The sequence below is a fragment of the Dehalobacter sp. CP genome (genome assembly GCF_047652685.1).
GTDB lineage: Bacteria > Bacillota > Desulfitobacteriia > Desulfitobacteriales > Syntrophobotulaceae > Dehalobacter.
This window is the reverse complement of the sequence record NZ_CP157399.1, coordinates 2443525-2457625: the sequence shown is the minus strand read 5'-3', so window position 1 is coordinate 2457625 and position 14101 is coordinate 2443525. Positions and strand designations below refer to the sequence as shown.

The 14101-nt window shown below is 47.3% G+C and carries 14 protein-coding genes; all 14 read left to right on the top strand.

The window, feature by feature from the left end:
• The first annotated feature begins 118 nt into the window (after positions 1 to 118).
• The 14 genes from hemW (at position 119) to yqfD (ending at position 14084) form a co-directional block, all read left to right on the top strand.
• Positions 119 to 1456, top strand: a complete 1338-nt coding sequence (hemW, locus tag AAH944_RS12245; protein ID WP_415535136.1) for a radical SAM family heme chaperone HemW — start codon at positions 119 to 121, stop codon at positions 1454 to 1456.
• Positions 1457 to 1614: 158 nt separating this feature from the next.
• Positions 1615 to 2664 carry a heat-inducible transcriptional repressor HrcA gene (gene hrcA, locus AAH944_RS12240; protein ID WP_415535135.1) on the top strand — a complete coding sequence of 350 codons (1050 nt, stop codon included), beginning with the start codon at positions 1615 to 1617 and terminating at the stop codon, positions 2662 to 2664.
• 21 nt (positions 2665 to 2685) lie between these two features.
• On the top strand, positions 2686 to 3261 hold the full coding sequence (gene grpE, locus AAH944_RS12235; protein WP_415535134.1) for a nucleotide exchange factor GrpE: 576 nt from the start codon (positions 2686 to 2688) through the stop codon (positions 3259 to 3261).
• Between the two features lie 91 nt (positions 3262 to 3352).
• Positions 3353 to 5212: a molecular chaperone DnaK gene (gene dnaK / locus AAH944_RS12230; RefSeq protein ID WP_415535133.1), complete on the top strand. Its 1860-nt coding sequence runs from the start codon at positions 3353 to 3355 to the stop codon at positions 5210 to 5212.
• A gap of 315 nt (positions 5213 to 5527) precedes the next feature.
• Positions 5528 to 6670 (top strand): molecular chaperone DnaJ, encoded by a 1143-nt coding sequence (dnaJ, locus tag AAH944_RS12225; RefSeq protein WP_415535132.1) that lies wholly within the window; start codon positions 5528 to 5530, stop codon positions 6668 to 6670.
• A gap of 44 nt (positions 6671 to 6714) precedes the next feature.
• Positions 6715 to 7641 carry a 50S ribosomal protein L11 methyltransferase gene (gene prmA, locus AAH944_RS12220; protein ID WP_415535131.1) on the top strand — a complete coding sequence of 309 codons (927 nt, stop codon included), beginning with the start codon at positions 6715 to 6717 and terminating at the stop codon, positions 7639 to 7641.
• 22 nt (positions 7642 to 7663) lie between these two features.
• Complete coding sequence (locus AAH944_RS12215; protein WP_415535130.1) at positions 7664 to 8401, top strand: RsmE family RNA methyltransferase; 738 nt, start codon at positions 7664 to 7666, stop codon at positions 8399 to 8401.
• A 211-nt stretch (positions 8402 to 8612) separates the two neighbouring features.
• On the top strand, positions 8613 to 10088 hold the full coding sequence (gene mtaB / locus AAH944_RS12210) for a tRNA (N(6)-L-threonylcarbamoyladenosine(37)-C(2))-methylthiotransferase MtaB (protein ID WP_415535129.1): 1476 nt from the start codon (positions 8613 to 8615) through the stop codon (positions 10086 to 10088).
• An 86-nt stretch (positions 10089 to 10174) separates the two neighbouring features.
• Positions 10175 to 11032: a hypothetical protein gene (locus AAH944_RS12205; protein WP_415535128.1), complete on the top strand. Its 858-nt coding sequence runs from the start codon at positions 10175 to 10177 to the stop codon at positions 11030 to 11032.
• Between the two features lie 45 nt (positions 11033 to 11077).
• A complete protein-coding gene (locus AAH944_RS12200) occupies positions 11078 to 11422 on the top strand; it encodes a histidine triad nucleotide-binding protein (protein ID WP_415535127.1) in 345 nt (114 codons plus the stop codon).
• 141 nt (positions 11423 to 11563) lie between these two features.
• Positions 11564 to 11740: a 30S ribosomal protein S21 gene (rpsU, locus tag AAH944_RS12195; RefSeq protein WP_015044591.1), complete on the top strand. Its 177-nt coding sequence runs from the start codon at positions 11564 to 11566 to the stop codon at positions 11738 to 11740.
• Between the two features lie 15 nt (positions 11741 to 11755).
• The gene (locus AAH944_RS12190; protein ID WP_415535126.1) at positions 11756 to 12211 is read left to right on the top strand and encodes a GatB/YqeY domain-containing protein; all 456 of its coding nucleotides are present in this window, start codon (positions 11756 to 11758) and stop codon (positions 12209 to 12211) included.
• A 377-nt stretch (positions 12212 to 12588) separates the two neighbouring features.
• Positions 12589 to 12879: a YabP/YqfC family sporulation protein gene (locus AAH944_RS12185; RefSeq protein ID WP_415535125.1), complete on the top strand. Its 291-nt coding sequence runs from the start codon at positions 12589 to 12591 to the stop codon at positions 12877 to 12879.
• A gap of 2 nt (positions 12880 to 12881) precedes the next feature.
• Positions 12882 to 14084: a sporulation protein YqfD gene (yqfD, locus tag AAH944_RS12180; protein WP_415535124.1), complete on the top strand. Its 1203-nt coding sequence runs from the start codon at positions 12882 to 12884 to the stop codon at positions 14082 to 14084.
• The last annotated feature ends 17 nt before the right edge of the window (positions 14085 to 14101 follow it).

The window sequence follows — 14101 nt, the reverse complement described above, 5'->3', positions numbered from 1 at the left end:
ACCCTAGGCACCTCCTGCACCGTCGCCGTGCTCCGCTTGGTGTTGACCATCCATTACGGTGACTTAGTCTGCAGCCTGGGAACGTAAATATTAAAAACCGCTGTATTAGGTGATTAGCATGACTTCTTTATATGTTCATGTTCCGTTTTGTATAAAAAAATGTTCCTACTGCGCATTCTATTCGGTGCCTTATACTGCCCCCATTATCGCAGACAGTAGAATATCCGGTAGCGTAGATGAAGCTGATCATATGTTATTGTCAGACCCGGCCTCCGATTTGGTCTCCGTCTATTTGCACGGACTGGAACGGGAGCTTGAGCTGCGAGCGAAGGAAGCCCCCCAGGGGGTTTCTTCTCTTTTTATCGGGGGTGGAACACCCACCGTTTTGAATGCAGGTCAGTTTGACCGGCTGCTCAGTCTAATTTGCCGGTATTATTTTCAGTCCCCGAACCGGACAAACCCAACAGATATTTCTGATCCAATAAAGAATCCCCTTAGCGATGCTTCCGGAAACGGTCAGGTTATCGAAAAGACAATTGAGTGCAATCCCGGTACACTCGACCGGGAAAAAATGATAATCTGCCGGACGTACGGGATTAACCGGATATCCCTCGGCGCTCAGAGCTTTGATGACCGTCTGCTGAAAAGCATCGGCAGAATTCATACCGCGGAAGATATTCACAGGAGCGTCACCCTTGTCAGACAATCGGGGATAGATAACCTGAATCTTGACCTGATTTTTGGACTTCCGGGACAGAAAATGGGAGATTGGCAGAATACGCTTCGCCAGGCCATCGCGTTGTGGCCTGAACACCTTTCACTCTATGCACTTACGCTTGAGGAAGATACCCCGCTGCATAAAGAATATGCATACAGTCAGGCAGGCAGTCCGGACTGCAAAGAAACCCTGGATGGCTTGAACAGCCGGAATCGCCTGGATCGTCTGCCGGATGACGATTTGCAGGCCGATATGTACGAATGGGCGGTTTCTTATCTTCAAAGCTGCGGCTATGGTCGCTATGAAGTTTCCAACTTTGCGAGGCCCGGTTTTGAATGCAAACATAACCGGTCTTATTGGCGAGGGCAGGATTATATCGGTCTTGGACCGGGGGCAGTCTCGTGCCTGCACAATGCTAGAACCAAGAATACGGAGGATATTGCGGGGTATGCACGGATGCTGGAATCAGGACAAAGGCCTTTGGACCCTTCTGCAACCGAAGTACTGACCAGAGAGCAGCAGATCTCTGAATTTATGATGCTGGGGCTGCGTACGGCAGATGGAATCGACACCGTAGAATTTTCTGCCAAATTTCAAACAGAAATTCAGGATATTTATGGACAAATTTTGCAAAACTATATTGATAGAGATATTTTCCGGCTTGCCGAAGGCAGGTTGAAAATTAACCCTGCCTGCTTTTTCGTGCTCAATGCGGTTCTGGTGGATTTCATTTTGTAGCTGAATTTAACGATGCTCTAAGCTGAATTGCAGCTGCATTGTACACGATTCGATGATGATTCCTCTTGACATTATTTTACCATCATGCTAAATTATGTTCAGATGATTAGCACTCACCTTGGTAGAGTGCTAACAAATCAATCGGAGGTGGCACTTTGATGGAAATGGATGAAAGAAAACACAAGATTTTAAAAGCGATTGTGCAGGATTATATTGCCACCGCGGAGCCTGTCGGTTCCAGAACCGTTTCCAAAAAGTTTGAGCTGGGGGTGTCTCCGGCGACGATCCGCAATGAGATGGCAGATCTCGAAGAGTTGGGACTTATTGAACAGCCCCATACATCTGCAGGAAGGATTCCTTCCGACTCGGGCTATCGCTATTATGTCGATTATCTGATGGATCCTTTAAGCCTGAACCATGATGAAAAGAAAAATATCAACCAGGAGATCACCAGCAGACTCAGCGAAGTGCAGGAAGTCATCGAATACACCGGAAAGCTTATTTCTCAAGTGACGAACCTGACCAGCATTGTACTTGGACCAAAAAGCCGAAGCGGTATTCTAAAGAATTTGCATTTTCTCCCCTACGAGCAGGGGAAGGCCATCATGGTGACCGTGAAAGAGAATGGTTCGGTAGAGAATAATATTGTCGATATCGGTCCGGATACAAGCCCGGAGGAACTTCAGATTCTGGCGAATATTTTCAACCAGAAAATGAGTGGAACCAGGGTACAGGATCTGAAAAAAGGCCTGATCAACGAAATATACAGCGAGCTCTCCAGAAAACGCCGCATTATTGATGGAATGATGGGTACTCTGGAAAGAATGTTTGATGATAAGGATGGAGAGTCCGAAGAACGGGTCTACCTTGGCGGGACATTAAATATGCTTGATCAGCCTGAATTCAGGGATATCAATAAAGTGCGAAGTCTCTTTTCCGTATTTGAGGAGAACAATAAGCTGAAGGAGCTTCTAAGTCATGATCAAAAAGGATTAAGTATCATGATCGGAGCGGAAAATGCTGATCAGGTATTTAAAAACTGCAGTATTATATCTGCAACCTACCAGGTTAACGGGAAACAGATTGGTTCAGTAGGCGTTTTGGGTCCGACCAGAATGGATTACGGCAAGGCGATCGCGATTGTAGACTATATGACAAACAGCTTGACCGAATTGCTGACAGAGAGGTACCGGAGGCCCCGGACTTAGATCAAGAAGGGAGGCAACTGCGTGAACAAAGAAAAAACAAATCAAGCGTCTGCAAACGCTCAGGAAGATAAAGAATACCAGAACATTGGGCAGGAGAATGAAGAATGCCTGACTGAGGAGATTGATCCTGTCGATCATTTGCAGCGCCTGCGTGAGGAAATTGAAGAGCATAAGTCCAAAGCGGAAGACTATTATGCCCAGATGCAAAGACTGAAAGCTGAATTTGACAATTTCCGCAAAAGAACCCAGAAGGAAAAAGAAGACACTGCCCGGTATGCTTCGGAAAGGGTCATACATTCCTTGCTGCCGGTCCTGGATAATTTTGAAAGAGCAATTGCTTCCAGTCGAAAAAACAACGATTTTGAAGCATTATCACAGGGTGTGGAAATGATCGAAAGAATGTTTCTGAAAGTCCTGGAAGATGAGGGGCTCAAGATCATTGAAACCGTCGGCCAGGAATTTGATCCGAATCTCCATGAAGCCCTGCTGAAAGAAGAATCCGACCAGCCGGAGAATATGATTCTGGAAGAACTTCAAAAGGGATATTATCTGAAGGATAAAGTGATCAGGCCCAGCCGGGTCAAAGTTTCAGGCTGATAGTATTAAGCTAAATCTCAGTCTGATCAAAGAGTATATGAGTTAAAAGAAACGAAAAATACGATATGAGAATTTGCAAGGAGGAAATCAAATGGGTAAAGTAATTGGTATTGACTTAGGAACCACCAACTCTTGTGTTGCAGTGCTTGAAGGTGGTGAACCTGTTGTAATCCCTAATCCTGAAGGAGCGCGCATTACACCTTCAGTCGTCGGCTTCTCCAAGAACGGCGAGAAACTAGTAGGTCAGGTGGCCAAACGCCAGGCTGTTTCCAATCCGGACAACACGGTTAGTTCGATTAAGCGTCATATGGGCACAAACTATAAAGTGACTTTGATGGATAAATCCTATACACCGCAGGAAGTATCTGCAATGATCCTGCAGAAGCTCAAAGCTGATGCGGAAGCTTATCTAGGGTCTTCGGTCACCCAGGCTGTCATCACCGTTCCGGCGTATTTTACCGACGCTCAGCGTCAGGCTACCAAAGATGCCGGCACGATCGCGGGTCTTGAAGTTCTGCGTATTATTAATGAACCTACTGCAGCAGCACTGGCTTATGGACTTGACAAAGAACATGACCAGACTGTACTCGTTTACGACCTTGGCGGCGGAACATTTGACGTCTCGATCCTTGAACTGAGTCAGGGAATGGTCGAAGTTAAAGCGACAAACGGAAACAACCTTCTCGGCGGTGACGACTTTGACCAGCGTTTAATGGATTACATTGTTGCCGAATTTAAAAAGAGCAACGGTGTTGATCTTGCCAAAGACCGGATGGCCCTGCAGCGTCTGAAGGAAGCTGCTGAAAAAGCCAAAATTGAGCTTTCCGGCGTTGCCCAAACCAATATTAATCTGCCGTTTATTACGATGTCTGCTGAAGGGCCGCTTCATCTGGATATGAATATCACCCGCGCCAAATTTGAAGAGCTTGTAGCAGATTTGATCGAAAAAACGATGGGACCTACCCGTCAAGCGATGGAAGATGCCAAACTTTCCTTCAACGAAATCGATCAGGTGATTCTTGTCGGGGGATCTAGCAGAATCCCTGCAGTCCAGGAAGCCATTAAGAGAATCAGCGGCAAGGAACCGCATAAAGGTGTTAACCCGGATGAAGTCGTTGCGCTCGGCGCGGCTATCCAGGGCGGGGTTCTGGCTGGTGAAATGAAAGATATTGTTCTAGTCGACGTTGCCCCGCTTTCCCTCGGGATTGAAACCCTGGGCGGTGTATTCACCAGGATCATTGACCGGAATACGACCATTCCGACCACCAAATCCCAAGTCTTTTCGACTGCAGCCGACAGCCAGACTTCGGTAGATATCCATGTGCTTCAGGGTGAGCGCGAGATGGCTGCTTACAATAAGACGCTCGGCCGCTTCCAGCTTACCGGAATTCCGCCTGCCCCAAGAGGTGTGCCGCAGATCGAAGTCAAATTTGATATTGACGTAAACGGTATTGTACACGTTTCGGCGAAAGATATGGCAACCGGTAATGAACAGAAAGTAACCATCACGGCTTCAACCGGCTTAAGCAAAGATGAAGTTGAAAAGATGCGTCAGGATGCCGAGGCCAATGCTGAGAAAGACAAACAGGCCAGAGAACTGATTGATGCCAGAAACCAAGCAGATTCACTCGCGTACCAGGCTGAAAAGACCCTGAAGGACTTTGAAGGCAAAGGTGACGCCGCCGAGCGGGATGCGATTAAGAAGGCTGCTGAAGAACTCAGAGCCACGGCCGGCAGCGATAATGTCCAGGAAATTAATACAAAATCGGAAGCGCTGACCAAAATCCTCTATCCGTTTGTGGAAAAAATGTATCAGCAGCAGGGAGCACCCGGTGCAGGTCCGCAGGGACCTGGCGCGGGACCAAACCCAGGACAGCAGGATACCGGAGCCGGCAAGGCAGATGACAATGTTGTCGATGCTGAATATACCGAAGTGGACAAGGATAAATAAACAGAATCAGTATGAATCAGATCATTTGTTTAATCGATTGATCATGAAGAGTCCGCAGATAACAACGATATTAAAACACAAAAAGTACCGGTATTTAGCCTTAAAGCTAAATACCGGTACAACGCGCCTTGAATCTTAACATATTAATAATAATGGTAGTATAATGATACATTAGAAAGAGTCTATAGGTAATCAAAAGGGTCTAAGGGTGCAGCAGTATCTTTGGACCTGCTTCGGCATTCGGAGGAATGCAGGTCTTATTTATGTCTCATGCGGTCTTGTATTGATATTTAGGGAGGAGTTTCAGCTTAAATTATGAAACGCGATTACTATGAAGTTCTGGGTGTCAGCAAATCTTCCAGCGTGGATGAAATTAAAAAAGCTTACAGGAAGATAGCAAAGGAAAACCATCCCGATGTCAAACCGGGAGATAAGCAAGCGGAAGAACGCTTTAAGGAAGCTACTGAGGCTTATGCGGTATTGAGCGATCCGGATAAGAAAGCAAAATATGACCAATATGGCCACGCCGGGGTGGACTTTAACGGACAGGGCTTTGGAGGATTTGGCGATTTCTCTGATTTTGCTGATTTCGGCCTTGGAGATGTTTTTGAAATGTTTTTCGGCGGGGGTATGGGCGGAGGCTCCAGAAGAAAAGGCCCGGTGAAAGGCGCCGATTTGAGATATGATCTGTCCATCACGCTGCATGAGGCTGCCTTTGGCATGAAGAAGCAGATTGAAGTTCCGGTCTCAGTATACTGTACCGAGTGCGGAGGAAGCGGTGCAGCTCCCGGCACGAATCCGACCACGTGTTCACAATGCGGCGGTACCGGGCAGATCAGGGCAACTCAGCGTACACCGTTCGGGCAAATCGCTACGACCAAGACTTGTGCTGCTTGTGGCGGAAAAGGGACAATGATCAGCTCTCCGTGCAGCAAATGCAATGGCAAGGGTAAAGTAAAAGAAGTAAAAAAGATCGAAGTCAATATCCCGGCAGGCACGGAGGATGGATTAAGTCTGCGTTACAGCGGTTATGGCGAGGCCGGAGAAAGAGGAGGACCGTCCGGAGACCTGTATGTTGTTCTGCTCGTTAAGAAGGATGAATTCTTCCAGAGAAACGGCAATGATATCTACGTTGAAATTCCGATCACTTTTGTTCAGGCCGCCCTGGGTGATGAAATTGACGTGCCTACCCTTCACGGCGATGTCAAAATAAAGATACCCGAAGGAACCCAGACATCGAAAGTCTTCAGAATCAAAGGAATGGGTGTTCCTTACCGGAGAGGCAGCGGGTGCGGTGACCAGCATGTCAGGGTGATTGTAGCAACGCCTACCAAACTCACGGAACGGCAGAAAGAGTTGCTCAGCGAATTTGGAAAAATAACGACCGAAGGCCAGCAGCTTGGTAAAAAATCGCTTTGGGACAAGGTGAAGGATAATGTCCGGGATGCTATCGGTTAATTGCAGTTTAACGGCGAATAAGATCTGAGAAAAGGGAGTTAGCCATGAATTGGACTGAGATAGCGGTAACAGTATCATCTGAGGGAGAGGAGGCTGTTACCGATCTTTTATATCGGATAGGCAGCAAGGGTGTGGTTATCGAATCGCCTGAGCTGATTAATGGGTATGTTGAATCCGGGATCTGGGATTATCACATCTATGCGGACTTGGAAGTAACGGGAAAGTGTGTGGTCAAGGGCTATTTCCCGGAGGATGAAAGCTTAAGTCCCAGGATCGCCTCCTTACGGGAAGAACTTCTGCTCTTCAAGGAATTATTTCCGGACTGGATAGTGGAAACGAATTCCGTGATGGTGAAGGAAGAAGACTGGGAGAACGAATGGAAGCAATACTTTAAACCAGTCCGAATCGGCAAACGCTTCCTGATCAAACCGACCTGGGAACAGGTGGATACGCAGGATCAGGTGGTCATCATTGAGATTGATCCTGGGATGGCTTTTGGGACGGGTACCCATCCGACAACCGCTCTCTGCCTGGAGGAGCTGGAAGACCATATTCAGGAAGGTTCGGACGTCTTTGATATTGGCACCGGCTCCGGGATCCTGGCTGTGGCGGCCGCCAAGCTTGGCGCAAACGTCCAGGCCGGAGACATTGACCGCCTGGCTGTGCGGATTGCGCGGCAAAATGCAGCGCTGAATCACATGGAAGATAAAATTAAGGTCGAAACGGGAAACCTCGGTGAGGTCTTTACGGGGAAAGCTGATGTCGTCATCGCCAATATCATCGCGGATGTAATCATTGAACTCCTGCCTTCCCTGCCTCAGCTGATGAAACCGGAGGGTATCCTTCTTGCTTCCGGCATCATTGATACCCGGGAAGACAATGTTCTGGAAAAAATGAATGCGGCAGGTCTCCGCTGTATCGGAAGGCTTGAAGATGCAGGCTGGGTACTGCTGAAAGCTACGTTTGCTTGAGTGTATTGAGAGAGGGAATCCTATGCACCGTTTTAAAATCTCGTCCCGCGAAAAGGACACTTTTAACATAACCGGAGAAGAACTTCATCACCTGACGCATGTGGTGCGGCTTGAATGCGGCGCTAAAGTCATGGGCTTTGATAATTCCGGCGGTCAGTGGGTCGGGGTCATTGAAGAACTAGCCAGGGACTCAGCTCGCTGCAGAGTTGTTGAAGAGGAATTCCCTGACGTGGAAGCAGAGGCAAGGGTATACCTTGTCATGGGACTGGCCAAGGGAGAAAAGATGGAGTGGGTCATCCAAAAAGGGACTGAGCTCGGAATGGCCGGATTTATCCCTTTAAGGATGAAACGGTCTGTCCTGCAACTGGAAGGAACTAAAGCACGGGACAGGGTAGTCCGCTGGCAAAGAATCGCGGCTGAGGCTGTGAAACAATCTCACCGGGTCATCGAACCGGAAATTATGGAAGTAGCCGATTGGACGCAACTGAAGGGACTGCTGCCGGCAGAGACGCAGTGGCTGATTCCTTATGAAGATGAAAAGACGCACTCCTTAAAGGAAGTGCTTCAGGGATATGAACCCAGATACCCGATTGCTGTACTTATCGGGGCCGAAGGGGGCTTTGCGCCGGAAGAGGTGGCCTGGGCCGAGGAAAAACTTCAGGCCAGGAGTGTCTCTTTGGGACCGCGTATTCTGCGGACAGAGACGGCGGCTCTGGCAGCTCTTGTGATGACGCTCGCTTACTTCGATGATCTCGGGTAAATCTGGGGTAAGTTTGTAGGACATAATATCCGCGTGCCATGGATGGCATAATCCATTCAAAAGCCGTGCTCCAATCACAGCGGAATTGCCCCCCAGCCTGATCATATGGTCGTTTATGTCAGTCTATAAGCCGGAAATAATTCTTATGTTTTCTATACAGGCAGTTATTTGAAGAAGGTTGTATTTGTTGCGAGGGAAAGAAGCCAAGCGTATGAATAACAAAAATAATCAAAAAATAACCGGGAGTAAGGCGAGTTCGGAGAACTTTGATAGCATAGGAAGTGCAGGGAGCTTTGAAGGCCCGGAGGGCTCAAAAACCCTGAAAGGCTTGAAGGTAAGTTTTCTGACGCTTGGCTGCAAGGTCAACCAGACTGAAAGCGAAGCACTTTCTCAGCTGCTGGCCGGTGAAGGTTATAAGACCGTCCAGGAGGCTGATTCTGCCGACGTGATCATTATTAATACCTGCACCGTAACCGGTACAGGGAGCATGAAATCCCGTAAGCTCATCCGCAAGATGGTCAAGGATCATCCGGAGGCGATCATTGCTGTCATGGGCTGCTATGCCCAGCTAAGTCCTGATGAGGTTGCAGGGATCGATGGAGTCGGTCTGATCATGGGAACTCAGGACCGGAGTTCCCTGCTTCAGTTTTTACGCGATATTCAGGACGAACGTGCTGTCGATGCTTCAGCAAAGAGGCCGATCGAATCTTTAAGACCTCTCCGAAAGGTCAAAAGCTTTGAGGAAAGCGTAAAATATGAGGAGCTTCCGCTGATCAAAAATGAGAACAGGACACGGGCCATGCTGAAGATTCAGGATGGCTGCAGCCAGTTTTGTACATACTGCATCGTACCTTATACCAGGGGGCCGTCACGCAGCCGTGATCCTGAAAATGTCTACCGGGAGGCCAGGGAACTTCTGAAGGCAGGATACAAGGAAATTGTACTGACCGGTATTCATATCGGCGCCTTTGGCAGGGACTTTGCCCATAAGAATATGAATCTGGGACTTCTGGTCAGTGAGCTGGTGAAGCTTCCGGGGATGAAGAGACTCCGGCTTGGTTCGATTGAACCGATGGAGTTTTCGCTGGAATTGCTGGAGGTTATTGCTGTCAATGCAGCAGTATGTCCCCATTTCCATATTCCGCTTCAGAGCGGTTCCGACAAGATCCTGAAAAAAATGAACAGACCTTATACGACAGAGGATTATGCTGCTTTGCTGAAGCAGATAAGGGCCAGAGTTCCAGACGCGGCAATCGCCTCCGATATTATGGTCGGCTTTCCCGGAGAAACAGATCAGGATTATCAGGACAGCCTGCGTTTTGTTGAGAGCTGCGAATTTTCCGGTATTCATGTTTTCCCTTATTCCCGGAGGCCCGGTACGCCCTCGGCGGATATGCCGGAGCAGATACCCAACCGTATCAAAACAGCCAGGGTCAGGGAACTGATTCAGATCGGTCAAAAGAGCCGAAGAAAATACGAGAGAAAATTTATCGGAAAACAGCTTGAAGTAATTTTGGAAAATGTGGATCAAGACGGAAGAGCCCGCGGACATACCCAAAATTATCTGGAACTTCGAATTCCGTCCAGCCTGGCTGAGAGTGATCTCATCACTTATACTGTCCGCGAGGAGGATCTGGTTTCTGTCCCGGGAAACGCTGCTAGCCGAGAAATCAATGAAGCTGAATAAAGCACAATTTGTCAAATGGTGTTTAATCTTCTAATATTTTATAATATAATAATTAACAAATGATCCTCAAAATACAAGGAGCTACAATGAAGAAGATCGGGAATTGGAAGAAGCCCCTTATTATTGTTTTAATTGTAGTCATTGCGCTGGGTGTATTATTATTAAAAGCACCATTGTACGCACAAGTCCGAAGCTATGCGGTGATGTGGGCTTACACCAAATATGAAAATTCCAAGAGCCTGATGGATAAACAGCAAGTCTCTGTTCAGATCCCGGGCGGTTCCAGTACGGAAGCAAAAGACTGGTACCCGTTTGTCATGGTATTTAACGATAATGAAGGTTTTTCGCAGTACACCGGAAGAGACCTTTCCCTGTCGATGATCTATAATTTTGGCGCGTTCAGCTGGAATTACGGTTCGTCCACGCTTTACAAGGATGATTCGCCTTATTATGCGAGCTTTTATGGCGGATATCTGATCAAGGACAACTCTGGGCAAAGCAAGTATGGTTTTTCTGCAGATGGAAAGCTGAATATCAGTGAAATAACGGCTGTAACGGAATATGATTATAAGAAGCTGGTCCTGGACAGCCTGGGCTGCCCTGTCGAGCAGCAAAAAATGGATGTTCTTTCCTCCGAGGTCAAGAGCAGAGTCGCATATGCGGGTTATGAGGGCTGGGAACAAATCGATGCAATCATCCTGGTAAACAGTCCGGCCCACAAATATGAAGGCAGCCGTCGCGCTTACATTCAGTACGGCAATCCGCTCAAAAAAACCAGCCTGGAGGATTTCCCGCTGATTGCATCCCGTACAAGAATTTATGTGAGATATTTTGAGGAGTTTGACAGTACAGTCCTTTTGTATATCTTTACTCCTTTTGCAGAGACGCTGGAGCAATGTGACCAGAATATTCTCAGCAAGACAGTCATTGCGAAAAGCGAATAACCCGGCAGCAAAGGCCGCCAGGATAAAAAATTGGAGGTTCGGCCTATGGACAATTGTATTTTTTGCAAAATCGTGAACAAGGAAATTCCTTTAGCAATCGTCTTTGAAAACGAAGATATCCTGTGTTTTAAGGATATTAACCCCGTGGCGCCTGTTCACATTCTGGTTATTCCGAAAAAACACCTGACCAGTCTGAATGATCTGACAGAAGATGACATGGCTGTGACCGGCAGGATTTTTGTCCTGATCAAGCAGCTTGCAGTAGAATTCGGGGTCGCGGAATCGGGCTACAGAGTTGTTGTAAACTGCGGGCCTGACGGAGGTCAGGAAGTCGGACATCTGCACTATCATCTGATCGGCGGCAAGCCGCTGGGCAAGAAAATCGGCTAAACATCTTTTGGAAAAACCGTCAGATTAGGACTGAGTTGTGTTTTGATATGCCAAAAAAGCAGGCTCCTTCCAGCTTGACGTGTCCATATTCATCCTTTATAATTATTTCGTATCATTTACCAGTGGAGGGAGGGATAAAAAATGAGTGAAGTCAGAGTCGGTAAAAATGAATCCCTGGATTCCGCACTCCGCCGGTTCAAGCGAAATTGTCAACGTTCGGGGGTATTATCGGAAGCTCGCAAACACGAGCATTACGAGAAGCCAAGCGTTAAGAGAAAAAAGAAATCTGAGGCTGCGCGGAAACGTAAATTCAAATAAGGGAGTTGGCTCCAATTGTCCCTGAAGGATCGTCTGGTTGAGGATATGAAGACAGCTATGAAGGCCAAAGAGGAGGGGAAGGTTAGACTTTCTGTTATCCGAATGGTACGGGCTGCCATCAAATACGCTGAGATAGACAAGAAAATGGAGTTCAACGATGATAATCAGGTTATCGAGGTTCTTGCCCGCGAGTTAAAAATGCGGCGGGATGCGATGGAACAGTTTGCCAACGCGAACAGGCCCGACAAAGTTCAGGAGCTCGAAGAGGAAGTCGCCATCCTAATGGAATACTTACCTCAGCAGCTCACTGAAGGGGAAATCCGCGAAATAGCTAAAGAAATCATCGCTGAAACCGGTGCCCAAGGCCCCAAAGATCTGGGGAAAGTCATGGGAATTATTACGCCGAAGATAAAAGGAAGAGCCGAAGGGAAGCTTGTGAATCAAGTCGTGAGAGGACTCTTGGGTTCCTAAAAAAGAGTAGTGAAAAACTGCCGCTAAAACATAAGCGGCAGTTTTTTTGTTTTAATTGGTATACTCTGGGTTTAAGCCATAACCCTAACCGCTCTTCGTCTATTGTGCCATGGACGTTGAAAAGCCGCGCTTCTTATCGAATGCCATGTCGTCCATGACGCATTCGACCCTAGGCACATTCAGTGCCGCCGCGTGCTCCGCTTGGCCGAGAATAGGCTACATGACGTTAAATCTGACGTTAAATTTTGCGTCCATTAAGCTATCATATTAAAAATGAGCGAGCATCTGCTCTTTCATTTTCCTTTGCTCTCCCCTGTTCCTCTGGGTCTCCCGCTAACTGCTTGGACTATTCTCTGCTCCTGGTGCATAGACATGCTATGAAGGGAGTGGTAAGCGTGCTGAAAAGGCTTCAGAAACATGCTGGTGAGATCCTGGAGTTTCCGACGGATGTCCTGGATAACGGACCTAAAATAACCATTATCGGACGCAGTGAGATCATCATAGAATATTTTGATGAAGTGGTCGGATTTTCGGATCAGGAAATTACTTTGCGGACTTCCGAGGGTAAACTCTGCCTTAACGGAGATAAATTTATTCTTACCGCTGTGCAGGATCATGAGATCAGTATCCGCGGCCGGTTAACCGGACTAAGCTTTGGGGAGGGCTGAAGGTGTTCGGAAAATTTGGCAGATACCTGCACGGAAGGGTAACCATTCAAGCGCAGGGTAAGAATTTAGCTGGATTTATTAATGAGGCGCTTAAAGACAGGATTGAATTTTATAATGGAAAAAAATTGACGGATAGCTTTTTGGCCGAGATCAATGCCGCAGATTTCAGACGTTTGCGCAAGGCAGCCAAAAAAGCAGGAATCAAAATCAACATCCGGAACAGATACGGGTTTCCGTTTGTAGCGCTACGCTGGCAAAAACGCAAGGGTCTGATTTTTGGTGTTTTTATCATCATTGCAGCACTCACGGTTCTTTCTCAGTATGTACTTTCCATTAGTGTGGAAGGAAACAGCAGAGTTTCAGCGGATCAGATTATTGCTGAAGCCGGGAAAGCCGGCTTAAATAAATGGGTGCTGAAAAGTTCCCTTGACCTTGATCAGATGAGCAAACAAGTTCAAGAGAGCATACCTGACCTGGTCTGGATGACGATGGAAGAGCGCGGAACGAATATCAAAATCAGAGTCGTCGAAAAAACCCTGCCGCAAACTGTTTTATTCCAGGGAGATCTTCTGGCAGCCAAAACAGGCTATGTGGAAGATGTGATCGTCATTCAGGGGCAGGCGCTAATTGCTGAAGGACAGCTGGTTACTGCCGGACAGGTTTTGATCAAGGCTGCAGGAGGAATGACGGAATACAGCTTTGATGTATCTGGTCAGAACAGAGCCAAACAAAACGCGACCGATGCTCCGGCGGCCAAAGGCTTTGTCCGGGCAAGGGTCTGGTACAGCGCGGACAAGATTATTCCCATGGAAGAAGATAGGACGGAAAAGACAGCAAATAGGACCAATGGCTGGGGAATAAAAATAAATAATCGTGTAATAATGATAATGAATCAGGACAGCCCCTATTCAGATTCGATCCAAGAAACCTGCACATATGCATTGCCCGGTTGGAGGAATTGGCGTTTTCCTGTCGAATTGTTAAAAGTACATTATGAAGAAACTCAAAAAGCACATGTAAGCCGTACAGCAGCAGAAGCAAAGAAGCTTGCCGAGACCCTGGCCAGGGAGGAATTGAAACAAAAACTGCCTTCAGGGGTCAAAGTACTGCACGATAAAGTCCGGATCCTTTCATCCAAAAAAGGAACGGAACATGTCAGGGTTGAAATTGAGACCTTTGAAGATATCGCGGTATATAAAAAATAAGCAAATATCCTTGCATT

Coding starts and splice junctions, on each gene's coding strand:
- hemW (WP_415535136.1), top strand. CDS start 119: ATGACTTCTTTATATGTTCATGTTCCGTTTTGTATAAAAAAATGTTCC.
- hrcA (WP_415535135.1), top strand. CDS start 1,615: ATGGAAATGGATGAAAGAAAACACAAGATTTTAAAAGCGATTGTGCAG.
- dnaK (WP_415535133.1), top strand. CDS start 3,353: ATGGGTAAAGTAATTGGTATTGACTTAGGAACCACCAACTCTTGTGTT.
- dnaJ (WP_415535132.1), top strand. CDS start 5,528: ATGAAACGCGATTACTATGAAGTTCTGGGTGTCAGCAAATCTTCCAGC.
- prmA (WP_415535131.1), top strand. CDS start 6,715: ATGAATTGGACTGAGATAGCGGTAACAGTATCATCTGAGGGAGAGGAG.
- AAH944_RS12215 (WP_415535130.1), top strand. CDS start 7,664: ATGCACCGTTTTAAAATCTCGTCCCGCGAAAAGGACACTTTTAACATA.
- mtaB (WP_415535129.1), top strand. CDS start 8,613: ATGAATAACAAAAATAATCAAAAAATAACCGGGAGTAAGGCGAGTTCG.
- AAH944_RS12205 (WP_415535128.1), top strand. CDS start 10,175: ATGAAGAAGATCGGGAATTGGAAGAAGCCCCTTATTATTGTTTTAATT.
- AAH944_RS12200 (WP_415535127.1), top strand. CDS start 11,078: ATGGACAATTGTATTTTTTGCAAAATCGTGAACAAGGAAATTCCTTTA.
- rpsU (WP_015044591.1), top strand. CDS start 11,564: ATGAGTGAAGTCAGAGTCGGTAAAAATGAATCCCTGGATTCCGCACTC.
- AAH944_RS12185 (WP_415535125.1), top strand. CDS start 12,589: ATGAAGGGAGTGGTAAGCGTGCTGAAAAGGCTTCAGAAACATGCTGGT.